The organism is Streptomyces sp. NPDC030296, assembly GCF_055572815.1.
Genome location: NZ_JBVICQ010000002.1, coordinates 435,142 through 461,113, shown reverse-complemented (window position 1 = coordinate 461,113; position 25,972 = coordinate 435,142). Strand labels below are relative to the sequence as shown.

The 25,972-nt window shown below is 71.7% G+C and carries 25 protein-coding genes; 15 read left to right on the top strand and 10 right to left on the bottom strand.

Annotated features, from left to right (window positions below):
- The first annotated feature begins 154 nt into the window (after positions 1-154).
- A complete protein-coding gene (locus ACZ4Z3_RS06015; RefSeq protein ID WP_468499867.1) occupies positions 155-1,297 on the top strand; it encodes a glycosyltransferase family 4 protein in 1,143 nt (380 codons plus the stop codon).
- 60 nt (positions 1,298-1,357) lie between these two features.
- Positions 1,358-2,995, top strand: a complete 1,638-nt coding sequence (locus ACZ4Z3_RS06010) for a GMC oxidoreductase (RefSeq protein WP_468499866.1) — start codon at positions 1,358-1,360, stop codon at positions 2,993-2,995.
- 18 nt (positions 2,996-3,013) lie between these two features.
- Here ACZ4Z3_RS06010 and ACZ4Z3_RS06005 read toward each other — a convergent pair whose 3' ends face one another.
- Entirely contained in the window at positions 3,014-4,810 is a 1,797-nt protein-coding gene (locus ACZ4Z3_RS06005) for an AMP-dependent synthetase/ligase (protein WP_468499865.1), read from the bottom strand.
- Between the two features lie 305 nt (positions 4,811-5,115).
- Here ACZ4Z3_RS06005 and ACZ4Z3_RS06000 point away from each other — a divergent pair, with 305 nt between their 5' ends.
- The 6 genes from ACZ4Z3_RS06000 (at position 5,116) to ACZ4Z3_RS05975 (ending at position 10,299) form a co-directional block, all read left to right on the top strand.
- Complete coding sequence (locus ACZ4Z3_RS06000) at positions 5,116-5,913, top strand: metallophosphoesterase family protein (RefSeq protein ID WP_468499864.1); 798 nt, start codon at positions 5,116-5,118, stop codon at positions 5,911-5,913.
- 83 nt (positions 5,914-5,996) lie between these two features.
- Positions 5,997-6,437, top strand: coding sequence for an SRPBCC family protein (locus ACZ4Z3_RS05995; RefSeq protein WP_055516449.1), 441 nt, complete (start codon positions 5,997-5,999; stop codon positions 6,435-6,437).
- Positions 6,438-6,611: 174 nt separating this feature from the next.
- The gene (locus ACZ4Z3_RS05990; protein ID WP_468499863.1) at positions 6,612-7,781 is read left to right on the top strand and encodes an ArsA family ATPase; all 1,170 of its coding nucleotides are present in this window, start codon (positions 6,612-6,614) and stop codon (positions 7,779-7,781) included.
- 57 nt (positions 7,782-7,838) lie between these two features.
- On the top strand, positions 7,839-8,345 hold the full coding sequence (locus ACZ4Z3_RS05985; RefSeq protein ID WP_055523007.1) for a DUF5304 domain-containing protein: 507 nt from the start codon (positions 7,839-7,841) through the stop codon (positions 8,343-8,345).
- 95 nt (positions 8,346-8,440) lie between these two features.
- A complete protein-coding gene (locus ACZ4Z3_RS05980) occupies positions 8,441-9,394 on the top strand; it encodes an ROK family glucokinase (protein WP_468499862.1) in 954 nt (317 codons plus the stop codon).
- Positions 9,395-9,540: 146 nt separating this feature from the next.
- The gene (locus ACZ4Z3_RS05975) at positions 9,541-10,299 is read left to right on the top strand and encodes an endonuclease/exonuclease/phosphatase family protein (RefSeq protein WP_468499861.1); all 759 of its coding nucleotides are present in this window, start codon (positions 9,541-9,543) and stop codon (positions 10,297-10,299) included.
- 118 nt (positions 10,300-10,417) lie between these two features.
- Here ACZ4Z3_RS05975 and ACZ4Z3_RS05970 read toward each other — a convergent pair whose 3' ends face one another.
- Positions 10,418-11,146 (bottom strand): hypothetical protein, encoded by a 729-nt coding sequence (locus tag ACZ4Z3_RS05970; protein ID WP_468499860.1) that lies wholly within the window; start codon positions 11,144-11,146, stop codon positions 10,418-10,420.
- Complete coding sequence (locus ACZ4Z3_RS05965; RefSeq protein WP_468499859.1) at positions 11,139-12,056, bottom strand: alpha/beta hydrolase; 918 nt, start codon at positions 12,054-12,056, stop codon at positions 11,139-11,141. The genes ACZ4Z3_RS05970 and ACZ4Z3_RS05965 overlap by 8 nt, the downstream gene beginning before the upstream one ends.
- Before the next feature lie 197 nt (positions 12,057-12,253).
- Here ACZ4Z3_RS05965 and ACZ4Z3_RS05960 point away from each other — a divergent pair, with 197 nt between their 5' ends.
- The 4 genes from ACZ4Z3_RS05960 to ACZ4Z3_RS05945 all read left to right on the top strand — a co-directional run bounded on the left by ACZ4Z3_RS05960 (position 12,254) and on the right by ACZ4Z3_RS05945 (position 16,294).
- On the top strand, positions 12,254-13,045 hold the full coding sequence (locus tag ACZ4Z3_RS05960; protein WP_468499858.1) for a lysophospholipid acyltransferase family protein: 792 nt from the start codon (positions 12,254-12,256) through the stop codon (positions 13,043-13,045).
- 70 nt (positions 13,046-13,115) lie between these two features.
- Positions 13,116-14,360 carry a MacS family sensor histidine kinase gene (macS, locus tag ACZ4Z3_RS05955; RefSeq protein WP_468499857.1) on the top strand — a complete coding sequence of 415 codons (1,245 nt, stop codon included), beginning with the start codon at positions 13,116-13,118 and terminating at the stop codon, positions 14,358-14,360.
- Between the two features lie 71 nt (positions 14,361-14,431).
- A complete protein-coding gene (locus ACZ4Z3_RS05950; protein WP_055523929.1) occupies positions 14,432-15,079 on the top strand; it encodes a response regulator in 648 nt (215 codons plus the stop codon).
- Between the two features lie 186 nt (positions 15,080-15,265).
- Positions 15,266-16,294 (top strand): 6-phosphofructokinase, encoded by a 1,029-nt coding sequence (locus ACZ4Z3_RS05945; protein WP_468499856.1) that lies wholly within the window; start codon positions 15,266-15,268, stop codon positions 16,292-16,294.
- Positions 16,295-16,420: 126 nt separating this feature from the next.
- On the opposite strand, the gene ACZ4Z3_RS05940 is transcribed toward ACZ4Z3_RS05945, so the two are convergent.
- Together ACZ4Z3_RS05940 and ACZ4Z3_RS05935 are read right to left on the bottom strand one after the other, a co-directional pair.
- The gene (locus ACZ4Z3_RS05940; RefSeq protein WP_468499855.1) at positions 16,421-18,334 is read right to left on the bottom strand and encodes an anthranilate synthase family protein; all 1,914 of its coding nucleotides are present in this window, start codon (positions 18,332-18,334) and stop codon (positions 16,421-16,423) included.
- A 123-nt stretch (positions 18,335-18,457) separates the two neighbouring features.
- Positions 18,458-18,514: a trp operon leader peptide gene (locus ACZ4Z3_RS05935; protein ID WP_101392327.1), complete on the bottom strand. Its 57-nt coding sequence runs from the start codon at positions 18,512-18,514 to the stop codon at positions 18,458-18,460.
- Positions 18,515-18,648: 134 nt separating this feature from the next.
- On the opposite strand from ACZ4Z3_RS05935, the gene ACZ4Z3_RS05930 reads away from it, so the two are divergent.
- Entirely contained in the window at positions 18,649-19,998 is a 1,350-nt protein-coding gene (locus ACZ4Z3_RS05930) for a class II 3-deoxy-7-phosphoheptulonate synthase (protein WP_468499854.1), read from the top strand.
- Between the two features lie 148 nt (positions 19,999-20,146).
- Entirely contained in the window at positions 20,147-20,389 is a 243-nt protein-coding gene (locus ACZ4Z3_RS05925) for a (2Fe-2S)-binding protein (RefSeq protein ID WP_468499853.1), read from the top strand.
- Positions 20,390-20,420: 31 nt separating this feature from the next.
- Here ACZ4Z3_RS05925 and bfr read toward each other — a convergent pair whose 3' ends face one another.
- Positions 20,421-20,900 (bottom strand): bacterioferritin, encoded by a 480-nt coding sequence (gene bfr, locus ACZ4Z3_RS05920; RefSeq protein ID WP_055521109.1) that lies wholly within the window; start codon positions 20,898-20,900, stop codon positions 20,421-20,423.
- A 174-nt stretch (positions 20,901-21,074) separates the two neighbouring features.
- Between bfr and ACZ4Z3_RS05915 the strand changes: the two genes are divergently transcribed.
- Positions 21,075-21,722: a sulfite oxidase-like oxidoreductase gene (locus ACZ4Z3_RS05915; RefSeq protein ID WP_055717127.1), complete on the top strand. Its 648-nt coding sequence runs from the start codon at positions 21,075-21,077 to the stop codon at positions 21,720-21,722.
- Between the two features lie 22 nt (positions 21,723-21,744).
- On the opposite strand, the gene ACZ4Z3_RS05910 is transcribed toward ACZ4Z3_RS05915, so the two are convergent.
- The 4 genes from ACZ4Z3_RS05910 to thiS form a co-directional block, all read right to left on the bottom strand.
- Positions 21,745-22,692 carry a deoxyribonuclease IV gene (locus ACZ4Z3_RS05910; RefSeq protein WP_468499852.1) on the bottom strand — a complete coding sequence of 316 codons (948 nt, stop codon included), beginning with the start codon at positions 22,690-22,692 and terminating at the stop codon, positions 21,745-21,747.
- A gap of 256 nt (positions 22,693-22,948) precedes the next feature.
- Complete coding sequence (gene pknB / locus ACZ4Z3_RS05905) at positions 22,949-24,859, bottom strand: Stk1 family PASTA domain-containing Ser/Thr kinase (RefSeq protein ID WP_468499851.1); 1,911 nt, start codon at positions 24,857-24,859, stop codon at positions 22,949-22,951.
- A 109-nt stretch (positions 24,860-24,968) separates the two neighbouring features.
- The gene (locus ACZ4Z3_RS05900) at positions 24,969-25,763 is read right to left on the bottom strand and encodes a thiazole synthase (RefSeq protein WP_468499850.1); all 795 of its coding nucleotides are present in this window, start codon (positions 25,761-25,763) and stop codon (positions 24,969-24,971) included.
- A gap of 3 nt (positions 25,764-25,766) precedes the next feature.
- Positions 25,767-25,967 (bottom strand): sulfur carrier protein ThiS, encoded by a 201-nt coding sequence (gene thiS, locus ACZ4Z3_RS05895; protein ID WP_468500208.1) that lies wholly within the window; start codon positions 25,965-25,967, stop codon positions 25,767-25,769.
- Between the last annotated feature and the right edge of the window lie 5 nt (positions 25,968-25,972).

Sequence of the window (25,972 nt, the reverse complement as noted above, 5' to 3'; positions counted from 1 at the left end):
TGGGACATGATCTCCCCTCCGGCCGTGAGACGTCCGCCTGTGAGACGTCCGCCTGTGAGACGTCCGGCGTTGAGACGGCGGTGAAGCAGGGGCGGATCCCGCGCGGGGTGCCTCGCGGCGGCTGTCGCGGCCCCGTTCGGTAGGGTCGGCGGCGATGCACAAGACCCTGATCGTGACCAACGACTTCCCGCCCCGGCCCGGCGGCATCCAGGCGTTCCTGCACAACATGGCGCTGCGCCTGGACCCCGAGAAGGTCGTCGTCTACGCCTCGACCTGGAAGCGGAGCCGCGAGGGCGTCGAGGCGACGGCCGCCTTCGACGCCGAGCAGCCCTTCACCGTCGTGCGCGACCGCACGACCATGCTGCTGCCGACACCGGGTGCCACGCGCACGGCCGTGCGGCTGCTGCGGGAGCACGGCTGCACGTCGGTGTGGTTCGGGGCGGCGGCCCCCCTCGGCCTGATGGCCCCCGCCCTGCGCCGGGCGGGCGCCCGGCGGCTGGTGGCCACCACGCACGGGCACGAGGCGGGCTGGGCCCAGCTGCCCGCCGCCCGGCAGCTGCTGCGGCGGATCGGCGAGGGCACGGACACGATCACCTACCTCGGCGAGTACACGCGCTCCCGGATCGCCACGGCCCTCACCCCCGAGGCGGCCGGGCGCATGGTCCAGCTGCCGCCCGGCGTGGACGAGAAGACCTTCCACCCGGACTCCGGCGGCGACGAGGTCCGCGCTCGGCTCGGGCTCACCGACCGGCCGGTGGTCGTGTGCGTCTCCCGGCTGGTCCCCCGCAAGGGCCAGGACACCCTGATCCGGGCGATGCCTGCGATCCTCGCGAAGGAGCCGGACGCGGTCCTGCTGATCGTCGGCGGAGGACCGTACGAGAAGGAGCTGCGCCGTCTCGCCGAGGAGACCGGTGTCGCCGGGTCGGTCCGCTTCACCGGGTCCGTGCCCTGGTCCGAACTGCCCGCCCACTACGGCGCGGGCGACGTCTTCGCCATGCCGTGCCGCACCCGGCGGGGCGGGCTGGACGTGGAGGGCCTCGGCATCGTCTACCTGGAGGCGTCCGCCACCGGCCTCCCCGTCGTCGCCGGTGACTCCGGCGGCGCCCCCGACGCGGTGCTCGACGGCGAGACCGGCTGGGTCGTGCGGGGCGGTCACCCGGAGGAGGTGGCGGAACGCGTCGTCACCCTGCTCGGCGATCCCGAGCTGCGCCGTCGTATGGGCGAGCGGGGCCGGGCGTGGGTGGAGGAACGGTGGCGGTGGGACACGTTGGCCGAAAAGTTGGAGTTGTTGCTGTAGGGGCAAAAGGGGCATCCAGCATCTCTGGTGGGAATGGGGGCGTCCGCCCATCCTGTGTGCATGACAGAGAAACTGACGCAACATCACCTTTCTCGCCGTCGCATCCTCGGCATGGCCGCCCTCCAGACGGCCGCCGCCCTCGGGCTCACCAGGGTCGGCCTCCAGTCGGCGCACGCCGTCGAGCCCGACGCCGCCGACACCTCCCCGGCGCTCGTGATCGGCTCGGGCTACGGCGCCGCCGTGGCCGCCCTCCGCCTCGGGCAGGCCGGTATCCGCACCGTCGTCCTGGAGATGGGCCGACTGTGGAACACGGCCGGCCCGGACGGCAAGGTCTTCTGTTCGACCAGGGAACCGGACAGCAGATCCATGTGGTTCAAGACCCGCACGGAGGCCCCGCTCGCCACCTTCCTGTGGCTGGACGTCGTCAACAGGGACATCAGCCCCTACCCCGGCGTCCTGGACCGGGTCCGCTACGCCAACATGTCCGTCTTCCTCGGCCGTGGCGTCGGCGGCGGCTCCCTCGTGAACGGCAGCATGGCCGTCACCCCCCTCCAGTCGTACTTCGCCGAGCAGTTCCCCACCGTCGACACCGCCGAGATGTACGGCACGTACTTCCCGCGCGCCCGCGCCATGCTCGGCGTCAACACCGTCGACCCGGCGTGGTTCGAGTCCACCGAGTGGTACCGCTTCAGCCGTGTCTCCCGCGCCCACGCCCAGAAAGCCGGCCTGCGCACCACCTTCGTGCCGAGCGTCTACGACTTCGGCTACATGCAGCGCGAGGCGGCCGGCACGGCGACGAAGTCGGCCCTCGCCGGGGAGGTCATCTACGGCAACAACCACGGCAAGAGGAGCCTCGACAAGACGTACCTCGCCGCCGCCCTCGGCACCGGAAACGTCACCATCCACACCATGGAGCGGGCCAGGGGCATCCGCAGGGAGCGCGACGGGACGTACGTCGTCACCGTCGACCGCGTCGACGACACCGACACGGTCGTCGAGACCAAGGAGTACGGCTGCACGTACCTCTTCCTCGGCGCGGGGAGCGTCGGCACCTCCGAACTCCTCGTCCGGGCACGGGCCAAGGGCACCCTGCCCGCGCTGAACGCGAGCGTAGGCGCGGGCTGGGGCCCCAACGGCAATGTGATGCTCGGCCGGGCCAACCACCTGTGGGACACGGTCGGGGCGAACCAGTCGACCATGCCGGTGCTCGGCATCGACGACTGGGCCAACACCGCCAACCCCGTCTTCGCCGAGATAGCCCCGCTGCCCACCGGGCTGGAGCACTGGGTCAGCCTCTACCTCGCCCTCACCAAGAACCCCGAGCGCGCCTCGTTCACCTACGACGCCGGGAGCGACTCGGCGAAGCTCGGCTGGAGCGCCGCCCAGAGCGCGGTCTCCGTCTCCATGGCCAAGAAGCTGTTCGACCGGATCAACTCGGCCAACCACACGATCTACCGGTACGACCTGTTCGGCTCGTCCAACAAGGTGTTCGCCGACGACTTCACGTACCACCCCCTGGGGGGCTGCGTGCTGGGCAAGGCGACCGACGACTACGGGAGGGTGAAGGGCTACTCGAAGCTCTACGTCACCGACGGCTCGCTGGTGCCCGGCTCGATCGGCGTCAACCCGTTCGTCACCATCACCGCCCTCGCCGAACGCACGATGGCGCGGGTCCTCGCCGAGGACACCGCGCCATAGCCGTACAGCCGGGGCGTGCTACTTCGCGTAGATCGCCTCGATCTCGTCCGCGAAGTCCTTCGCCACCACGTTCCGCTTGAGTTTCAGGGACGGCGTCAGGTGGCCCGAGTCCTCCGTGAACTGGGAGGAGAGAATGCGGAACTTCCGCACCGATTCCGCCTTCGACACCGCGGCGTTGCCGTCGTCGATCGCGGCCTGGACGGCCGCGTTCAGATCGGCGTCCGCGCTCAGTGACGCCGCGGTGGACCCCGCCGGCTTGCCGTGCTCGGCGGCCCAACGGCCCAGGAACTCCTCGTCGATGGTGACCAGCGCGCCCACGAAGGGACGCCCGTCGCCGACGACCATGCACTCCGCGACCAGCGCGTGCGCGCGGATCCGGTCCTCGATCACGGCCGGGGCGACGTTCTTGCCGCCCGCGGTGACGATGATCTCCTTCTTGCGGCCCGTGATGCTGAGGTAGCCGTCCTCGTCGAGGGTGCCGATGTCACCGGTGTGGAACCAGCCGTCGGCCAGCGCCTCCGCGGTCGCGCCCGGGTTGTTCCAGTACTCCTTGAACAGGTGGTCGCCGTGCAGGAGCACCTCGCCGTCGTCCGCGATCCGCACCACGGACCCCGGCAGCGGCTGCCCGACCGTACCGATCTTCTGCCGGTCCCACGGGTTGAACGCCGTCGCCGCACAGGACTCGGTGAGGCCGTAGCCCTCCAGGACCGTGAAGCCGATGCCGCGGAAGAAGTGCCCCAGGCGCTCGCCCAGCGGGGCACCGCCGGAGATCGCGTACTCGCCCTTGCCGCCGAGCACCGCCCGCAGCTTGCTGTAGACGAGCTTGTCGAACACCTTGTGCTTGATCTTCAGCCCGAGTGCCGGGCCCGACGGGGTGTCCAGCGCCCTGCTGTACGCGATCGCCGTGTCCGCCGCCTTGTCGAAGATCTTGCCCTTGCCGTCGGCCTGCGCCTTGGCCCGGGCGGAGTTGTAGACCTTCTCGAACACCCGCGGCACGCCCAGGATCAGCGTCGGCCGGAAGGAGGCCAGCTCGTCCGTGAGGTTCTTGATGTCCGGCACGGTGCCCAGCTTGATCGGCGCCATCATCGGCGCGACCTGCACCAGCCGGCCGAAGACATGCGCCAGCGGAAGGAAGAGCAGCACACTGCACTCACCCGTGCGGAACAGCGGCCGCAGCCGCTCCACCACGTTGCCGCACTCGGCGAAGAAGCTGCGGTGGGTGAGGACGCACCCCTTCGGGCGGCCCGTCGTGCCGGACGTGTAGACGATGGTCGCCGGGTCGTCGGCCTTCGCCAGCGAGCTGCGCTCCTCGACGGCCTCGTCGGTGACGTCCTGGCCGAGGCGCCCCAGCTCCTCCACACCACCGCCCTCGATCTGCCACACGTGCTTGAGCGCGGGCAGCCGGTCGCGCACCGACTCGACGGCGGCCGTGTGCGTGTCCAGCTCCACGATCATGGCCGTGGCGCCCGAGTCGGCGAGGATCCACTCCACCTGCTCCGGCGAACTGGTCTCGTACACCGGCACCGTGACCGCGCCCGCCGACCAGATCGCGAAGTCCAGCAGCGTCCACTCGTACCGGGTACGGGACATCAGCCCGACCCGGTCGCCCGGCTGGACGCCGGCGGCGATGAGCCCCTTCGCGGCCGCCCGCACCTCGGCGAGGAACTGGACCGCGTCGACGTCCTGCCAGGCACCGTCCACCTTGCGGGCGATGACGGCGACATCGGGATGCTGCGCGGCGTTTCTGCGGACGATGTCGGTCAGATTGCCGTCCGCGGGGACCTCGTACAAAGCCGGAAGGCTGAACTCGCGCAAGACTGCTGCTCCTCATAGGGCGCCGGCGCCACGACTCTGTGTGTGATGCGACGGTGCGGTCCAAGGCTGGGGCTAGCGCTCAGGTCCCCTTGGTTCCTCACTGGTTGAAAACCTGAGCACGACTGGACTGCCCGGACGTTACCCGCCGGTATGGCTTCTCCGCGAGGGGGGTGCGGGAGATGTTTTCCGCGTCACACGAATGGGGTTCTCCGGGAACAATAATCCCCGCACTTACTGACTGGCCAGTAACCACAGGTTCGGTCGACCCTGTTCACCTATGCCGCACCCGCCTACGCTTGATCGTCATGGCACCCACACCAGGCGGTAACCGCAGGACACGTATTCATGTGGTCAGTGACGTGCACGGCAACGCGCGCGACCTGGCCAGAGCCGGCGAGGGTGCCGACGCCCTGGTGTGCCTCGGCGACCTGGTCCTCTTTCTCGACTACGCGGACCACTCGCGCGGGATCTTCCCCGATCTGTTCGGCGCCGAGAACGCCACCCGGCTCGTCGAACTGCGCACCGCCCGGCGCTTCGAGGAGGCCCGCGAACACGGCGCCCGGCTCTGGGCCGGCATCGGGCAGGACCGTTCCGCCGTGATCGAGAAGGCCGTGCGCAAGCAGTACGCCGAGCTGTTCGCGGCGTTCCCGGAGCCGACGTACGCCACCTACGGCAATGTCGACATGCCGGCGCTGTGGCCCGAGTACGCGGGCAAGGGGACGACCGTGCTGGACGGGGAGCGCGTCGAGATCGGCGGCTGGGTCTTCGGGTTCGTGGGCGGCGGACTGCGCACCCCCATGCGCACGCCGTACGAGATCAGCGACGAGGAGTACGCGGCGAAGATCGAGGCCGTGGGGGAGGTGGACGTGCTGTGCACCCACATCCCGCCGGAGGTGCCCGAGCTGGTGTACGACACGGTCGCGCGCCGGTTCGAGCGCGGGAGCCGCGCGCTACTGGACGCGATCCGCCGGACCCGGCCGCGGTACTCGCTGTTCGGGCACGTCCACCAGCCGCTGGTGCGGCGGATGCGGATCGGGGCCACCGAGTGCGTGAACGTGGGGCACTTCGCCGGGAGCGGCAAGCCGTGGGCGTTGGAGTGGTGAGCCCGTACGCGCGGTAGCCTTCACGCTGCACATACGTGCGCACCCACCTCCCTCACCGGACCGTCTCTGGAGGAGCCACGGCGATGGCGGAATTCACCAGTTCGAGCATCACGATCGAGGCTGCGGCGGCCGACGTCATGGGAGTGATCGCCGACTTCGCCCGCTACCCCGACTGGACGGGTGAGGTGAAGGAGGCGGAGGTCCTGAAGACCGACGACGAGGGGCGCGCCGAGCAGGTGCGGCTCGTCATGGACGCCGGGGCGATCAAGGACGACCAGACGCTGGCGTACACGTGGACCGGGGCGAACGAAGTGTCCTGGACGCTGGTCAAGTCGCAGATGCTGCGGTCGCTGGACGGGTCGTACATCCTCAAGCCGGTGAGTGACTCGGCGACCGAGGTGACGTACCAGCTGACCGTGGACGTGAAGATCCCGATGCTCGGGATGATCAAGCGCAAGGCGGAGAAGGTGATCATCGATCGGGCGCTGGCGGGGTTGAAGAAGCGGGTGGAATCGGGGGCGTAGGTCCCGCCCAAGGGGGCGGGGGTACGCGTGTGTTCGCGGCTGCGGGTCCGCTGTGGTCGGTCGCGCAGTTCCCCGCGCCCCTTGAGTACCCGGCGGTTCCTCGGCGCCGTCCTCCGCCGCGTTCGCGCGGTGAGCTGAATCCCTGGCCCCGTTCAGTGGGTTACCGTCAGCCCCATGCGCACCATCCTGATCACCGGGCAAGGCGGCAGTGGCCGTACGACGGTTGCCGCGGCCACGGCGGTGGCGGCGGCTCGGGAGGGCTGCCGCACGCTCGTGCTGAGCGCCGACCGGACCGACAGCCTCGGGGCGGTGCTGGGCACCCCGACCGGCGCCGAGCCCGTACGGGTCGGCCCCGGCCTCACCGCGTGGCGGCCCGACGCCGCCGCCGGCTTCCGCGCGGACCTCGTCGCGTTCCAGGAGCGCGCCGCCTCCGTCCTGGATCTGCTGGGCGCCGGCCGGCTGGACGCCGAGGAACTCACCCCGCTGCCCGGCGCCGAGGAGCTGGCCCTCCTGCGCGCACTCCGCGACGCCGCGCTGTCCGAGGTGTACGACCTCCTCGTCGTCGATCTGCCGCCCCTCCCGCAGGCGCTCGCCCTGCTCGGCCTCCCCGAGGAACTCCGTCGCTATCTGCGGCGGTTGCTGCCCGCCGAACGCCAGGCGGCCCGCGCCCTGCGCCCCGTGCTCGGCCGGCTGGCCGGGGTGCCGATGCCCGCGGAGTGGCTGTACGAGACAGCCGGCCGCTGGGACGTCGAGCTGGCCGCCGTCGCCGCGGTCGTCGACGACCCGGGCACGACCGTACGGCTGGTCGCCGAGCCCGGCCCCGCCGGCGCCGACCACGTCCGGACCGCGGGCGTCGGCCTCGCCCTGCGCGGCCTCCCCGTGGACGCGCTGGTCGCCAACCGGATCCTGCCCGCGGACACCTCCGACACCTGGCTCGCGGGTCTCGTCGCCCATCAGGACAAGACACTGTCGGAGTGGCGCGCCACCCACCCCGTGCGGGAGGTCGCCCACCTCGGCCGCGACCCGCGCGGCACCGACGACCTCACCGCTCTCGACGTACCCCCTACGGGTGACAGGCCCGCCCGGGTCGAGTGGCCCGTCACCGACCGGCTCGCCGACGACGGCGTGCTCGTCTGGCACCTCCCGCTGCCCGGCGCCATACGCGACGAGCTGGACCTCGTGCGGCGCGGCGACGAGCTGGTCATCAGCGCCGGGCAGTTCCGGCGCATCGTGCCGCTGCCCTCCGCCCTGCGCCGCTGCACGGTCGACGGGGCGGCCCTGCGGGACGGCGAGCTGAGGATCCGTTTCGCCCCGGACCCCCGTTTCTGGCCCCGCACCCGGTGAACCGCATACCCCCGTTCGGGTAACGTCGAAGGTACGAAACGTAGGCAGGAGTCCGCCATGAGCGAAGAGCGCCCCACGTCCGATGCCGCTCGCCAGGACGCGGCCGGCCAGGCCGCCGCGGACGAGTACGAGGTACGGGCCACGGACGCCGACGCCTGGGCCACCGCGTGCGAGGAGGACCTCGCCGCGGAGAAGGCCCGCCGCCGGGCGCAGCACGGGCCGCCGCCGGGCTCGGCCGCCGAGGAGCTGCGCAAGCTGGTCGACACCGTCGCCGACAAGCTGTCCGGCCTCCAGTCGCCGCTGCTCGGCGCGGTGGCGGGCGGAGCGGCCCAGCAGATGGTCAGCCAGGTCGTCCAGCAGGCCAAGGCCGCCGTCGAACCCGTCATCGAACGCAACCCGGACGTCTTCGACCACCTCGCCGCCGCGGGCAACGAACTCCTCGCCGCGTACCGCTCCGCCGTCGAGGCCCAGGAACGCCGCTGGACCACCCGCGACCCCGCCCACCGGGAACGCCGCGACGAGGACGACGGCCAGGGCCCCGGCGAACGCATCGACCTGGACTGACTCAGGGGCGTCCGCCGGGCGGACGACGGGAGCCCCGGTGCTGGGCCCTCGGGTACGGTTGGCCGTAGCGGGGCTCGACCGAAACTGAGGGATTCATGGGACTCACCATCGGCGTCGACATCGGCGGTACCAAGATCGCGGCCGGTGTGGTCGACGAGGAAGGCAACATCCTCTCGACCCACAAGGTGCCGACCCCGGGTACGCCCGAGGCGATCGTGGACGCCATCGCCGCCGCCGTCGAGGGCGCGCGAGCCGGCCACGAGATCGTCGGCGTCGGCATCGGCGCTGCCGGTTACGTCGACCGCCAGCGCTCCACGGTCTACTTCGCCCCGAACATCGACTGGCGCAACGAGCCGTTGAAGGAGAAGGTCGAGGCCCGCGTGAGCCTGCCCGTCGTCGTCGAGAACGACGCCAACGCGGCCGCGTGGGGCGAGTACAAGTTCGGCGCGGGCAAGGGCCACCGGAACGTCATCTGCATCACCCTCGGCACGGGCCTCGGCGGCGGCATCATCATCGGGAACAAGCTGCGCCGCGGGCACTTCGGCGTGGCCGCCGAGTTCGGCCACATCCGGATGGTGCCCGACGGTCTGCTGTGCGGCTGCGGCAGCCAGGGCTGCTGGGAGCAGTACGCCTCGGGGCGCGCGCTGGTGCGGTACGCCAAGCAGCGCGCCAACGCGACCCCCGAGAACGCCGAGATCCTCCTCGGCCTCGGCGACGGCACGCCCGACGGCATCGAGGGCAAGCACATCTCCATGGCCGCCCGCCAGGGCGACCCCGTCGCCGTCGACTCCTACCGCGAGCTGGCCCGCTGGGCCGGCGCCGGTCTCGCCGACCTCGCCTCCCTCTTCGACCCGTCGGCGTTCATCGTGGGCGGCGGCCTGTCCGACGAGGGCGAACTGGTCCTCGACCCCATCCGCAAGTCGTACAAGCGGTGGCTGGTCGGCGGCAACTGGCGCCCGGTCGCCCAGGTCATCGCCGCCAAGCTGGGCAACGAGGCCGGCCTCGTCGGCGCGGCCGACCTGGCGAGAGAGCCCGACCCGATCATGTGACCCCCGATCGGCCGCGGCCCCGTGTCCCGAAAGGGGCGCGGGGCCGTATGCATGTCGGGCTGTGCCGCACGGGCGCGCCGAGCCACGAACCGCCCCCGGCCGCAAACGGACAAATACCCCCGGGCTCGGGGCGTATCTTGATCCTCATGGCGACGAACCCGCTGCCCAACTCCCGCACGAACCCCGACGGTTCGGCGACCATCCGTGTCCTCAGCTACAACATCCGCTCGATGCGGGACGACACCGACGCCCTCGCCCGGGTGATCAAGGGCTGCGCCCCCGACCTGGTCCTCATCCAGGAAGCCCCGCGCTTCTTCCGCTGGCGCAAGAAACTCGCGCGGCTGGCGGCGGCCTCCGACCTCGTCACCCTCTCCGGCGGCGCCACCGCCTCCGGCCCCGCCCTGCTGTGCGGCCTGCGCGCCACCGTCGAGCACACCGAGGACGTCCTGCTGCCGCTCACCCCCGGCCTGCACCGACGCGGCTTCGCCACGGCCGTGGTCCGCTTCGGCCGCGCCCGCCTCGGCGTCCTGTCCTGCCACCTCTCCCTGCAGAAGGACGAACGGTACGAGCAGGGCGGCATGCTCCTCGACCGCCTCGCCGCCCTGGGCGTGGAGCACGCCGTCGCGGGCGGCGACCTCAACGAACGCCCCGAAGGCCGCACGTTCCGGCGGCTGGCCGGCGCGCTCCAGGACTGCTGGGCCACCGCGCCCTGGGGCAGCGAGTACACCTCGACCCCCGCCGACCCCCACCAGCGCATCGACGCCGTCCTGGCCACCCACGGCATCGAGGTCCTCGGCTGCGGTGTGCCGCTCGGCCTGGCCGGCATCAGCCGGGAGGACCTGAGGGCGGCCACGGACCACCTCCCGGTCCTGGCCGCCCTCAGAGTGCCCGCGGCGTCGTCCTAGGGCCTGTGCGAAGCAGGGCCCTTCGTACGAACGAACCATGCCGCCTCCGCGACTCCGGAAACAGCGGCGAGGGCCCGCCCGGAACGCTCCCGGGCGGGCCCTCGTACGGCGGCGGGGGTCAGACGACCGCGCCCCGCCCCGGATCGTCGTCGTCCTCGTCGTCGGTCTTCATCCGCATCACCAGTGTGGCGAAACCGCCGAGGAATCCGCCGATGCCGAGGGTGGTCAGCCACCAGGTCATGTCCCAGCCGAGCAGCACCGCGAGCAGCAGCAGCACCGGGCCGCCGACCACGCCCAGCCAGGCGAACTTGGCGGTCGCGTCGGCCTCCGGCAGCGGCGGCGGCTCCGGGGGCACGAAGTGGCCCTCGCCGTCCTCGTCCTCGTCGTCGTCCTCGCCGGTGTCCTCACCCACCGGGTCGGGCACCGTGTAGTCCCGTGGACCGGCGCCGACACCGGGCGCGAACGCGACCGAGCTGCCCAGCGGCTTGGTGGCCGCCGGCCCGGCACTGTCCGCGGCGCCGCCCGCGGGCGGGTCGGAGGCCTCCTCCGGATCGGCCTCCAGCAGCGCCAGGTCCTCCACCGAACGGAACGGCTTGGCGCCCGGCGGATCCGGCGGCTCCTCACCGAACCCGGCGACGATGGCCCGCCAGGCGGCGTCCTCGTCGAACGGCACCTGCTGCTCCTCGCCCGGCGTGTCACCGGACGCGGCCCCCGAGCCGCCCGAGCCACCGGAACCCGAGCCACCGGAACCCGATCCGCCCGAGCCCGATCCGCGTGAGTCACCGTGGCGCTCACCGAGGGGCGCGCCCTTCTCCTCCGGCTCACGCTCGGAGTCGTGCTCAGCCACCAGTGGCCGTCCCTTCCCTCTGCTCCATGGATCCCGCACCGAACCGCTCCGCGGACCCCGACCCGGACTGCTGTACGGATTCCGTCCCGGACTCCTTCATCGACTCCGTCCCGGATCCCTCCGCGGACTCCCCGTCGGTCCCCTCCGCGGCGTCCGGCGCGCCGTCCCCCGCTACACGGGTCACGAACGCCAGGCTCTCCTCGAAAACGCGGTCCGCGTCGTGGTCCAACGTCGCGACGTGGTGGCTGTGTTCCAGCAGGATCTCCGAGACGTCCGTGGACGACACCCGGCCGAGCACACGCGCGGAGTCGGCGGCCGGCACCACATGGTCCCGTGTGCTGCGCAACAGCAGCAACGGCTGCGTCACCTGGGGCAGTTCACCGTCGACCAGCCGCAGGAAGGTCCGCAGGGAGTGCGCCGCGTGCAGGGGCACCTTGTCGTACCCCAGCTCCGTGACGCCCTCCTTGGCGATGTCGTCGGTGATCCCCCTGGTGCTGGGGACGAGGTGCCGGAGCACGGGAAGGGCGCGGGCCGCCAGGCCGTGCACCTCGTTGGCCGGGTTGACGACCACGACGCCGTCGACGGCGTCCCCGTGCTTCGCGGCCAGCCGCAGGGCCAGCGCGCCGCCCATGGACAGCCCGGCCACGAAGACCCGCGCACAGCGCTCGCGCAGGGCGCGCAGCTCGCGGTCCACCTCCGCGTACCAGTCCTGCCAGCCGGTGATCCGCAGGTCCTCCCAGCGGGTGCCGTGCCCCGGCAGCAGGGGCAGGACGACGGTCAGACCGCGCTCGGCGAGGTACTCCGCCCAGGGGCGCAGCGACTGCGGCGAACCGGTGAAGCCGTGACAGAGGAGCACCCCGACCCGCCCGCCCTCATGGCGGTAGGGCTCGGCTCCAGGAAGGACCGGCACGGTTCGGTCTCCTGTTCATGAGAAGGGTGTGAAACGAGTCCCGGTGTGGTTCACCGTACGCGACCGCACTGACACCGACCAGGGGCTTCGGCGGGGGGAGGAGGGGCGGAGGGCGGGGCGCCGGGCCGTTCGTGAGCCGTCCGGGTTAAGGTCTGATCCTCGGAACACAGAGAGGCACTCGGTTGTTGTACGGCGCGATGAAGGTCGCCATCGGGGGACCGCTCAAGGTCACCTTCCGGCCCTGGGTGGAGGGCCTGGAGAACATTCCGGCCGAGGGCGCGGCGATCCTGGCGAGCAACCACCTCTCGTTCTCCGACTCGTTCTTCCTGCCCGCGGTCCTCGACCGCAAGGTCACCTTCATCGCGAAGGCGGAGTACTTCACGACGCCCGGCGTGAAGGGCAAGCTCACGGCGGCCTTCTTCAAGGGCGTCGGCCAGCTCCCCGTGGACCGCTCCGGCGCGCGTGGCGCGGGCGAGGCCGCCATCAGGAGCGGCATCCAGGTCCTGGAGCGGGGCGAACTGTTCGGCATCTACCCCGAGGGCACCCGCTCGCCCGACGGCCGCCTCTACCGGGGCAAGCCCGGCGGCCTCGCCCGCGTGGCCCTCGCCACCGGCGCTCCCGTCATCCCCGTCGCGATGATCGACACCGAGAAGATCCAGCCGCCCGGCAAGGTCCTGCCGAAGGTGATGCGGCCCGGCATCCGGATCGGCAAGCCCCTCGACTTCAGCCGCTACCAGGGCATGGAGCACGACCGCTTCGTCCTGCGGGCGCTGACCGACGAGGTCATGTACGAGATCATGAAGCTCTCGGGCCAGGAGTACGTCGACATCTACGCGACCGCCGCCAAGCGGCAGATCGCGGACGCGGCCAAGGCGGAGAAGGAGGCCGACAAGGCCGCCAGGGCGGCCCTCGCCAAGGCCGAGAAGGACCAGACGGCCAAGGAGCAGGCCGAGAAGTCCACGGAGGACCGGGACCGGCCGACTTCGTAGCGGTCGCGTTCGGCGGATACGGTCGCGTGCGGACAACGCGTCCGTCGCGGGTGGGGTGGGGGTCGGGCACATGCCGAAGCGCGAGAGGGTCATGAGGATGTCGGTCGAGCTGCCGCTGTGGCGCGCGCTCACCGGCTACCGGGTCCTGACGATGATCTACGCGGTCGGCCTGTTCATCAGCGCGTACGGCAAGTTCCCGCGCCCCTGGCTCGCGATCGCCTACTTCGTGGTGCTGGCCGGCTGGACCCTGGCGACCCTGCCCAAGGTCGCCAACGCGGCCAGCTGCACCAAACGGTTCCTCGCCGCCGACCTCACCATCGCGGTCGTCGGCATCCTGCTCACCCGGCTCGCCGACTCCCCGGCGCGGATCGAGGCCGGCGGCCCCACCCTGCCGTCGATATGGACCGCGGGCGCCGTCCTGGCCTTCGCCGTCAAGGGCGGCTGGCGGTGGGCGGCCTTCGCCTCCACCCTCGTCGCCGTCGCCAACCTGGTCCACCGCGGCGCCCCCACCCGCGACACCGTCCACAACGTGCTGCTCGTATGGGTCGCCTCCATCGCCATCGGCTATGTCGTCGAGGTCGCCCGCGCCTCCGAGCGCACCCTCGCCCGCGCCCTGGAGATCGAGGCCGCCACTCGCGAGCGGGAGCGCCTCGCCCGCGACATCCACGACAGCGTGCTCCAGGTCCTCGCCATGGTGCAGCGGCGCGGCACCGCCCTCGGCGGCGAGGCCGCGGAGCTGGGCCGGATGGCCGGCGAGCAGGAGGTCGCGCTGCGCACCCTGGTCTCCGGCGGCCTCGTACCGGTCTCCCGGATCTCGGAGGACGCCGCCGAGGGAGCGCTCGTCCGGGTCGTCGACGAGCCGGACACCGCGGAGTCCGGCGACGGCCCCCTCGACCTGCGCTCCCTGCTCGCCCCCTACGCCGGGGCGCAGGTCACCCTGTCCGAGCCGGGCGGCCCGGTGGAGCTGGCCGCGCCCGTGGCACGGGAGCTGGCCGCCGCCGTCGGCGCCGCCCTGGACAATGTGCGCCGGCACGCCGGTGAGCGTGCGCGGGCCTGGATCCTGGTCGAGGACTGGACGGACGAGGTCATCGTGACCGTACGGGACGACGGGCCCGGCATCCCCGAGGGGCGGCTCGCCCAGGCCGAGGGCGAGGGGCGGCTCGGGGTGGCCCTGTCCATCCGGGGCCGGCTGCGCGACATCGGCGGCACGGCCGAGCTGATCTCGGTGCCGGGACAGGGCACGGAAGTCGAACTGAAGGTACCCAGGGCCTCGGAAGCACCGAAGGACACACGGGGGAAGGCGGAGAAGCGGTGACGGACAACGTGCTGGACGGACAGGAGCGGTCGGGCGTCGACGGGCAGGGGCCGGGCGACCCGATCAAGGTCATGGTGGTCGACGACCACCCCATGTGGCGCGACGCCGTCGCCCGCGACCTGACCGAGTCCGGCTTCGACGTGGTCGCCACGGCGGGCGACGGCGAGCAGGCGGTACGCCGCGCCAAGGCCGCCGCGCCCGACGTCCTCGTGCTGGACCTCAACCTGCCGGCGAAGCCCGGCGTCCAGGTCTGCAAGGAACTGGTCGGCGCCAACCCCGCCCTGCGGGTCCTCGTACTGTCGGCGAGCGGCGAGCACGCGGACGTGCTGGAGGCGGTGAAGTCCGGCGCCACGGGCTATCTGCTGAAGTCCGCCTCGACCGAGGAACTGATCGACGCCGTACGCCGCACCGCCGTCGGCGACCCCGTCTTCACCCCCGGCCTCGCCGGCCTCGTCCTCGGCGAGTACCGCCGTCTCGCCTCCGAGCCGGTGCCCGCCGCGGGCGCCGACGAGCCGAAGGCGCCGCAGCTCACCGACCGTGAGACGGAGGTGCTCCGCCTCGTCGCCAAGGGCCTGAGCTACAAGCAGATCGCCGAACGCCTCGTGATCTCGCACCGCACGGTCCAGAACCACGTCCAGAACACCCTCGGCAAGCTCCAGCTCCACAACCGGGTGGAACTCGTCCGCTACGCCATCGAACGCGGCCTCGACGACGAGTAGACCGCCGTCCACTCCGCCGTCCCGGCCCGCGTGGATCGCCAAATGCGCCCATAGGCCAATCCGAGGAGTAAACCAACCGCCCGACAGTTCACCGGAATTGCCCTTACCCGGTCATGTCGAAGTGACCTGCGTCACCATTACGGTGCTGCGGAAGGCTTACGGCAACCGCGGTGAAGGGACATTTCCATGCGGGTCGGAGTACTGACCGGAGGCGGCGACTGCCCCGGGCTCAACGCCGTCATCCGGGGCATCGTCCGCAAGGGCGTGCAGGAGTACGGCTATGACTTCGTCGGCTTCCGGGACGGCTGGCGGGGTCCGCTCGAGAACGACACCGTCCGCCTCGACATCCCCGCCGTGCGCGGCATCCTGCCGCGCGGCGGCACGATCCTCGGCTCCTCGCGCACCAACCCGCTCAAGGAGGAGAGCGGCATCCGCCGCATCAAGGACAACCTCGCCAAGCAGGAGGTCGAGGCGCTCGTCGCCATCGGCGGCGAGGACACGCTGGGCGTGGCCGCGCGCCTGTCGGACGAGTACGGCGTGCCCTGCGTGGGCGTTCCGAAGACGATCGACAACGACCTGTCGGCCACGGACTACACCTTCGGCTTCGACACGGCCGTGGGCATCGCGACCGAGGCGATCGACCGGCTGCACACCACGGCCGAGTCCCATATGCGGGTCCTGGTGGTGGAGGTGATGGGCCGTCACGCCGGCTGGATCGCCATCCACTCCGGCCTGGCCGGCGGTGCCAACGTCATCCTCATCCCCGAGCAGCGCTTCGACGTCGACAAGGTGTGCGCCTGGGTGACCTCCCGCTTCAAGGCGTCGTACGCGCCGATCGTGGTCGTGGCGGAGGGCGCGATGCCGAAGGACGGCCAGATGGTCCTGAAGGACGAGTCCCTGGACTCCTTCGGGCACGTCCGGCTGTCCGGGGTCGGCGAATGGCTGGCCAAGGAGATCGAGAAGCGCACGGGCAAGGAGGCCCGGACGACCGTCCTCGGCCATGTCCAGCGCGGGGGCACGCCCAGCGCGTTCGACCGCTGGCTCGCCACGCGGTTCGGGCTCCACGCGATCGACGCGGTCCGCGACGGGGACTTCGGCAAGATGGTGGCGCTGCGCGGCACGGACATCGTCCGCGTCCCCATCGCCGACGCGACGGCCAAGCTGAAGACGGTGGTTCCCGCGCTGTACGAGGAGGTCGGCGTCTTCTTCGGCTGACCGGGGGAGGGGCGCGTGTACGTTGCCGGGTGCGGGTGGGTTCGTGGTGTCTCGCGCCCACGCGGCGGAGCCGCATGTGTCACCGCCCCGCGCCCCTGAAAAGCCCACCCGCACCCGGCAACCGGCCTACCGGGCCCGAAGGGCCCGCGGCCCCGCCACCAGTTCCCGCACCACGCTCACCCCGTCCAGCGTCAGCACCGACTCCGGGTGGAACTGCACCCCCGCGAACCCGGGCCCCCGCAGCGCGTGCACCTCCCCGGTGGCGCTGCGGCTGACCTCCACCCCGTGCGCGGCCAGCTCCCCGGCCGCCCCGTCGTCGCAGCGCGCCACGAAGCTGTTGTAGAAGCCGACGACCTCCTCCCGCCCGAACAGGTCGATCGAGGTCTGCGCCCCCTGGTACGGCACCTCCTTGCGTACGATCTCCAGCCCCAGCTCCGCCGCGATCAGCTCATGCCCGAGACACACCCCGAGCACCCCGTACGGGTGGTCCCGGAGCACCTCGGCGGTCAGCTCCCGCAGGAACCGCATCTTGGGGTCGTCCGCGTCCCCCGGGTCGCCGGGCCCGGGGCCCAGCACGACCACCCCGGCATGACCGAGCGCGGCCTCCCGCAGCCCCGGCTCGTCGTACCGCCGTACCGTCACCTCCAGCCCCGACGACCGCAGCAGATGCGCGAGCATCGCGGTGAACGTGTCCTCCGCGTCCACCACCAGCGCGTGCCCGGTCAGCTCGGCCGTGCGGTCCTGCATCCGCAGCCAGAACGGCGCCAGCGACGCGCGCCGCCCGTCCAGCGCCGCCCGCACCCGGGGGTCCTCCGCGAGCCCCGGCCGGATCCGCTCCCGCTCCGGCCGCCCGGCCCGTACCCCGAGCGCCGCCAGCACCCCGGCCGCCTTGGCGTGGGTCTCGGCGACCTCGCCCGCCGGATCGGAGCCCCGGACGAGCGTGGCGCCGACGGGCACCCGCAGCCGGCCGTCGCCCGCGATGTCGGCGGTCCGGATCAGGATCGGCGAGTCCAGGGTCTGCGCCCCGCCCTCGTCCCGGCCCAGCAGCGCGAGGGCCCCCGCGTAATAGCCGCGACCGCCCACTTCGTGCCGTTCGATGACCCGGCAGGCGTTCTGCACGGGAGACCCGGTGACGGTCGCCGCGAACATGGTCTCCCGCAGGACGTCCCGCACGTCCAGCGAGGAGCGTCCGCGCAGCTCGTACTCCGTGTGCGCGAGGTGCGCCATCTCCTTCAGCCGGGGCCCGATCACCACCCCGCCCATGTCGCCGACCGTGCACATCATCTTGAGCTCCTCGTCGACGACCATCGAGAGCTCCTCGATCTCCTTGCCGTCGGAGAGGAACTCCAGCAGGTCCTCCGGTGTCGGCCCGCCGGCCGGATAGCGGTACGTGCCGCTGATCGGGTTCATCACGACCGTCCCGCCGGACATCCGGACATGCACCTCGGGGCTCGCCCCGACGAGGGTCCGCCCACCCGTCTCCCGCCCCCGCCCTTCCAAGGAAGGCCCTTCGGGCCCTTTCTGTTCGCCGGTGTGCACCACAAATGTCCAGTACGCGCCCCGCTCGCCCTCCAGCAGCCGCCGGAACAGCGCCAGCGCGTCGGCGCGGCCGAAGCCCGGGATGCCGCCCTCGTACGTCCGCCGGATCACGAAGTTCGCGCCCTCGCCCCGTCCGATCTCCTCGCGCAGCACCCGGCCGACGATCTCCGCGTACTCCTCGTCGCCGACGTCGAAGCCGCCGCCCTCGACCCGCACGTCGTGCGCGGGCAGCTGGGCCAGCGCCCGCTCCAGCGGCAGTGTGTACGACTCCTCCGGCACGAGCACCGACAGGGGCGTGCCGTCGTCGCGGACGTCGAAGCCGCGTTCGCGGATCTGCCGGAACGGGACGAGGGCCAGCCCCTCGTCGGGGAGGTCGGCGAGCCGCTCGCAGTTGGTGACCGGGCCGATCAGCACCTCCACGGTGTCGTGGTCGAGACCGGGGGTGCGGCGGCGCAGCAGCGCGAACGGTCGGGGGTCGTGCAGGAGTCGAGCCAGGTCCATCGGGTTCTCCTCGGTGGCTGATCGGAACGTGATCAGTGCGGTGATCGAGGAGGGACGGCCCGGTGGTGGAAACACGGAAGGCCGCCCCTCGGGCGGCCTTCGCGAAGTCGTGCGTACGCGCAGTCAGTGGGCCGCCGGATGAGCGGTCCACCACCAGTTCTGGTTGCTGTGCGCGAACATGCGCCGCACCCTACCGGAGGCGGTCCGGTGGCGCCACGGGCCGCGCCCGGGGGCCCCGTCCCGATCGAGCGGGGTTCGTCTCACTTGATGAGCAGGGGAATGGACGCCCGACATGACCCCGTAATGTGGACGTCGTGACCGTGAACGCTAAGTCCAGCGCGAGCGCTGGCAACACCTGGCGAGACCTGCCCGCGGCGCAGCAGCCCGAGTACCCCGACACCGAGGCTCTGCGCGCAGTCGTTGCGGAGCTCGAGTCGTATCCGCCGCTCGTCTTCGCGGGCGAGTGCGACCAGCTGCGCGCCCGGATGGCGTCCGTCGCCAAGGGAGAGGCGTTCCTCCTCCAGGGCGGCGACTGCGCCGAGGCCTTCGACGCCGTCTCGGCGGACCACATCCGCAACAAGCTGAAGACGCTGCTCCAGATGGGCGCCGTCCTCACGTACGCGGCCTCCGTGCCCGTGGTGAAGGTCGGCCGCATCGCCGGGCAGTACTCCAAGCCCCGCTCCAAGGGCACCGAGACCCGCGACGGCGTGACCCTGCCGACGTACCGCGGCGACTCGGTCAACGGCTTCGACTTCAACGAGGCCGCCCGCGTCCCGGACCCCCAGCGCCTGAAGCGGATGTACCACGCCTCCGCCTCCACGCTGAACCTGGTCCGCGCCTTCACCACCGGCGGCTACGCCGACCTGCGCCAGGTCCACGCCTGGAACCAGGACTTCGTGAAGTCGTCCCCGTCCGGCCAGCGCTACGAGCAGCTCGCCCGCGAGATCGACAACGCGCTGAACTTCATGCACGCCTGCGGGGCCGACCCGGAGGAGTTCCGCACCGTCGAGTTCTTCTCCTCGCACGAGGCGCTGCTGCTCGACTACGAGTCGGCGCTGACCCGCGTCGACTCGCGCACGGGGCAGCTGTACGACGTCTCCGCGCACATGCTGTGGATCGGTGAGCGCACCCGGCAGCTGGACCACGCGCACATCGAGTTCGCCTCGAAGATCCGCAACCCGATCGGGATCAAGCTCGGCCCGACGACCACGGCCGAGGAGGCGCTGCAGTACATCGAGCGCCTCGACCCGGAGCGCGAGCCCGGCCGTCTCACCTTCATCGTGCGCATGGGCGCGGACAAGGTCCGTGACAAGCTGCCCGAGCTGGTCGAGAAGGTCACCGCCTCCGGCGCGACCGTGGCCTGGGTGACCGACCCGATGCACGGCAACACCTTCGAGGCGGCCTCCGGCCACAAGACCCGCCGCTTCGACGACGTGCTCGACGAGGTCAAGGGCTTCTTCGAGGTCCACAAGGCGCTGGGCACCCACCCGGGCGGCATCCACGTGGAGCTCACCGGTGACGACGTCACCGAGTGCGTGGGCGGCGGCGACGAGATCTTCGTCGACGATCTGCACCAGCGCTACGAGACCGCCTGCGACCCCCGGCTCAACCGCAGCCAGTCCCTCGACCTGGCCTTCCTGGTCGCGGAGCTGTACCGCGACTAGTACGGGAGTGACGACACACTGGAGTGGGGCGCGGATCACATACGATCCGCGCCCCACTCCACTTTTGCGCTCCCTGGCCGCCGGGTAAGGTTAGGTTAGCCTCACCGATCATCGTCGGGACGGCGTTACGTATCGATCCCGGCGGGAGGTGGACCGCGTGTTCGTCTGCAGTTGCTTCGGTGTCACCGAGCAGCAGGTCAAGAAGCACGCGGCGGACGGGGCCTGCACTCCTCGCCAGATCGCGTCGGCCTGCAAGGCGGGTACGGACTGCGGCTCGTGCGTCCGCCGTATCCAGGCGATCCTGGGCAGGGGCGCGTGCCCTCGCCGTGAGTCGACCGACCAGGGGCAGCCCGCCTTCTCGGAGGTGCAGGAGCTCGAGGAAGCCGCCTAGCCCGTCCGGCGCGGCCCCTCGACGCGGGGAATCAGCTCTCCGGCTGTTCGATCAGCTGGGCGATGTACAGCGCCTCACCGAGCTTCTCCAGCAGCTCCAGCTGGGTGTCCAGGTAGTCGATGTGGTGCTCCTCGTCGGCGAGGATCGACTCGAAGATGTTCGCGGACGTCACATCGCCCTTGGCCCGCATCACCTCGATGCCGCGCTTGAGGCGGTCGATCGCCTCGACCTCGATCTGCCGGTCCGCCTCGAACATCTCCTTCACCGTCTGGCCCACGCGGACGTGGAACAGTCGCTGGTAGTTCGGCAGGCCGTCCAGGAACAGGATCCGGTCGGTGAGGACCTCCGCGTGCTTCATCTCGTCGAACGACTCGTGCCGGGTGTACTTCGCGAGCTTCGTCCAGCCGAAGTTCTCCTGCATCTTCGCGTGCAGGAAGTACTGGTTGATCGCGGTCAGCTCGGCCGTCAGCTGCTCGTTGAGGAATTCGATGACCTCGGGGTCGCCCTGCATCGCAAAGGCTCCTTCCAAGCGGGGAACTGGGAGGTTGCGCCGCGATGATTGCACCGGCATCGAAGATCGTCCAGTAAGTGCAAGCTTAGTAAGTTAGCCCAGCCTTAGTTCGTTTTGTCTCATTCGGGCGGGGGCTGGTCAGGTGCACCACTCGGGGTCTGTCAGGATGGAGTCATGGGTCAGCCGGTGGGACGCGAGTCGGGAGATCGCGCATCTGAGAACGCGGCACAGCCGCAGCTTCCGCCGGGACAGCGACTCCAGCGAGGCTGGCCGGTGACGCACTACGGTCCCGTACCCAAGTTCCGCCCCGAGCGGTGGGACTTCCGGGTCTTCGGCGCCACCGCCGACGGTGAGAAGCGGAGCTGGACCCACGACGAGTTCACCGCGTTGCCGTACGCCTCGGTCGTGGCCGATCTGCACTGTGTGACGAAGTTCAGCATGGTCGGCGCGGAGTGGGGCGGCATCCCCGCCCGGACGATCCTGGAGATCGCGCCGCCGGCCGCCGAGGTCACCCATGTGATGGTGTGGGCCGAGTACGGCTTCAGCTCCAACCTCCGGCTCAGCGACTTCGCCTCGGACCGCACGATCTTCGCCACCCACAAGGACGGCGAGCTGCTCACCGCCGAGCACGGCTTCCCGCTGCGGCTCGTCGTGCCCCACCTCTACGCCTGGAAGGGCCCCAAGTGGGTCCGGGGCATCGAGTACATGACCGCCGACCGGCGGGGCTTCTGGGAGGAGCGCGGCTACCACAACATCGGTGACCCGTGGCGCGAGCAGCGCTACTCCTACCAGGAGGAACCGGGGGAGGGGCCCGAGCTCTGACCGGGCCCGGCGCCTCGCCGTCTCAGCCGTCGCGGAGCTTCTTCAGGCGTTCCACGTCCGCCGCGTGGCCCTCCTTGCCGCCGGGGGTCTCGATGATCAGGGGGACGCCCTCGGTGGCCGGGTGGGTCATCAGCGCGCGGAACGGGTCCTCGCCGATGTGGCCTGAGCCGATGTTCTCGTGACGGTCCTTGTGGGCGCCGACGACGTCCTTGGAGTCGTTGGCGTGGATCAGTTTCAGCCGGCCCTCGCCGACGGTGTCCACCAGCAGGTCCAGCGTCCGGTGCATGCCGTCGGGCCCGGTCAGGTCGTGGCCCGCCGCGAAGATGTGGCAGGTGTCCAGGCAGACTCCGAGCTTCGGGTGCGCGTCGAGCGCCTCGAAGTACGGGCCGAAGTCCCACGTGCGGGAGCACAGGGAGGCGCCCTGGCCGGCGGTCGACTCCAGCAGCAGACACGGGTCGTCGTCGTGGGTCAGCTCGTCCAGCAGCGGCAGGAGGTGCGCGCGCACCTGCTTCAGCGCGACCGCACGGTCCCGGCCGCCGGTCGCGCTCCCGGTGTGCACGACCACGCCGAGGGCGCCGATCTCCCGGCCCCGGCGCAACGAGTGCCGCAGCGACTCCACGGACTTCTCGACCGTCGCCTCGGTGTGCGAGCCGAAGTTGATCAGGTACGGGGCGTGCACGTACGCGGGGATCGACTCGGCCGCACAGGCCGCCCGGAACTCCTCGTCCTGCCGCGGGTTCCCGACGGGTGTGGCCCAGCCCCGCGGATTCGCGACGAAGACCTGCACGGTCTCGGCCCTGAGGTCACGGGCGTAGGTCAGCCCGACGGAGTTCAGCCCACCGGCGACGGGCACGTGCCCGCCGACGGGGTTGCGCACCGGCCCGGACACGGGGGCGGGGGAGGGGACGGGAGCGGACGCGGGGGCGGGGGCGGGGGCGCCGGGACGACCGGGGGACTGCTCAGTACTCACCGCACAAGGGTGTCATGCGGCGGAGACCACCCGGACGGCGGATGGCATCCGGGGGCCCCGACCGCGGGGCACCGACCGCGGGGCACCGACGGTGGGGCCCCGACCGCGGGGCACCGACGGTGGGGTGCCGACCGTGGGGCACCGACGGTGGGGTGCCGACCGTGGGGCACCGACGGTGGGGTGCCGACCGTGGTGCCCCACCGCGAGGCCCCGGCCGCGGGGCCCAGACCGTGGCCCCCACCGTGGTGGACCGGGGTCAGCCGATCTCGATGGTGATCGTCGAGCCCTTGGGGGCCGTCTCGCCGCCATCCACCGACTGTCCCTTGACCTCGTCGCCGAAGAGGCCGAGCAGACCCCGGTCCTCGTCGACCTCGAAGCCCGCGTCCTCCAGCTTCCGCGTGGCGTCGTCGACACTGTCGCCCACGACGTCCGGGACCTCGATCATCTCGGGGCCCTTGGACAGCGTCAGCGTGACCGTGTCGCCCGCCCCGACCTGCTTGCCCGCGCCCGGCGACATCTCGGCGACCGTGCCCTTGTCGAACTCGGAGTTGACCCGCTCCGAGGCGATCTCCACCTTCAGGCCCTCGTCCTCCAGCGCGGCGGTGGCGTCCTCGACCGAGTCGCCGGCCACGTCGGGGATCTCCACCGGGGCACCCCGGCTGACCACCAGCGCGACCGCCGAACCCGAGGACGCCTTGGTCCCGGCGCCCGGCTCGGTGCGGATCACCTGACCCCTGATCACCTCGTCGCTGAACTCCCGCGTCACCAGGCCCGGTTCCAGCCCGGCGCTCTTGAGCCGGGCCTTCGCCTTGTCAAGCCGGTAGCCCTTCAGGTCGGGCAGCGCCACGATCTCGGGGCCCTTGGAGATCGTCAGCGTGACCGTGTCGTTGTCCCGGATGCGGTCGCCCGGCTCCGGGTCGGTGCGGATCACCTCGCCCCGCTTGACGGTGTCGCTGAACGCGCGCTCGACCTTGACGCCGAGCCCGGCACCCTGGATCCGCTGCTTCGCGACGGCCTCCGACTGGGCCAGCACCGCCGGGACCTTCGTGAACTGTCCCGAGTTGATGTACCAGATGCCCCCGCCCACACCGAGGACGAGCAGCACGGCGGCGACGATCGCGAGCAGGCCCCGCCGGGGCGCGGTGCCGCCACCGGGGCGCCGGGGCGGCGGCGGGGGCGTCTCGAACCGGCTCGTGCGGTTCATCCCGTCGAGCCCCGCCGACCGGGACACGGTCAGCGACCGCGGGATGACGCTCGTGCGGTCCTCCGCGTTGTCGTGCCCGGCGGTTCTCGCCTGCGGCGGCACCGCGTCCAGCTGCTCGACGCTCAGCGCGGACCGAGCCTCCAGGGTCTGCGCGAGCAGGGCCACCGCGTCGTACGGCCGCAGCTCCGGATTGCGGGCGGTCGCCGAGGCGACCAACTCGTCCAGCTCGTACGGCAGGCCGGGCACGGCGGCCGACGGCGGCGGCACGTCGTCGTTCAGCGCGTGGTAGAGCACCTGCGCGGGGGTGTCCCCGCCGTGGGGTTTGCCGCCGGTGAGCATCTCGTAGAGCATCACCCCGCACGCGTACACGTCGACGCGGGTGTCGGTCGTGCCGTGCTCCAACTGCTCCGGGGCCAGATAGGCCACGGTGCCGAGCACGGTGCCCGTGGTGCTGGTGACGGTGTCCACGGAGCGGACCAGCCCGAAGTCGGCGACCTTGACCCGGCCGTCGTCCCCGATCAGCACGTTCTCCGGCTTCATGTCGCGGTGCACGAAACCGGCGCGGTGGGCGGCGCCCAGGGCGGCGAGGATCGGCTCCAGGATGTCCAGCGCGGCCCGCGGCTGCAGGGCGCCGCGCTCACGCAGCACGTCCCGCAGGGTGCACCCGGCCACGTACTCCATGGCCAGATAGACGTACGACCCGTCGGCGCCCTGGTCGTAGACCCCCACCACGTTCGGATGGGAGAGCCGCGCCACCGATTTGGCCTCGCGGATGAACCGCTCCACGAACGAACCGTCCGCGGCCAGCGTCGGATGCATCACCTTGAGCGCGAGCACCCGGTCCAGGCGGGTGTCCACGGCCCGGTAGACCGTGGCCATCCCGCCGACCGCGATCCGCGCCTCGACTCGATACCGGCCGTCGAGCACCTGGCCGACAAGCGGGTCCTGAAGGGTCGTGTCCACGCGGGTGAGTCTACGAGCCGCCACGGACACCCCCACCCGTTCCGGGGCGACGGGGGCGTACTGCAGCAGACCTGTGACCGTCCCGCACCCGGACGAGGGACCCGCCCGCTCAGAACGCCGGCCGCTCCGGGTCCAGTCGCGCCAGCCCCTCGCTCGGGGACGACGCCTGCGCGAAGTGGCGGCGGGGGATCCGGCCCGCCCGGAGCGCGAGGCGGCCCGCCTCCACCGCGTTGCGCATGGCGGTCGCCATCAGCACCGGCTCCTGCGCCCGGGTCACCGCGGAGGCGAGCATGACGCCCGCGCACCCCAGCTCCATCGCGAGCGCCGCGTCGGACGCCGTACCGGCCCCCGCGTCCAGGATCACCGGTACGCGCGCGTGCTCCACGATCAGCTGGAAGTTGTGCGGGTTGCGGATGCCGAGGCCCGACCCGATCGGCGACCCGAGCGGCATGATCGCGGCGCAGCCGACGTCCTCCAGCTTTCGGGCGAGCACCGGGTCGTCGTTGGTGTACGGCAGCACGGTGAAACCGTCGTCGACCAGCGTCTCCGCGGCGTCCAGCAGCTCGATCGGGTCCGGCAGCAGGGTCCGCTCGTCGGCGATGACCTCCAGCTTCACCAGGTCCGTGCCGAGCGCCTCCCGCGCGAGCCGCGCGGTGAGCACGGCCTCGCCCGCCGTGAAGCAGCCGGCGGTGTTGGGCAGCACCCGGATGCCCAGCTTGTCGAGCACCGAGAGCACCGAGCCGTGCACGGCCGCGTTCACCCGGCGCATCGCGACCGTCGTCAGCTCCGTGCCGGAGGCCACCAGCGCCCGCTCCAGCACGTCCAGGCTGGGGGCGCCGCCGGTGCCCATGATCAGGCGGGACGAGTAGGTCGTACCGCCGAGGACGAAGGGGTCGTCTGCCATGGGTCAGCCTCCTTGGACGGCGGTCAGGACCTCGACGCGGTCCCCCTCGGAGAGGAGTGTCGACGGCCACTGCGCGCGCGGGACGACGGTTTCGTTGAGCGCGGCGGCGACACCGGACGGGGACGCGGCGAGCGTCCGTACGAGGGTGTCGAGGGCGGTGCCGGGGGTGACACGCCGGCGCTCCCCGTTGACGAGGACGGTCAGGGCGT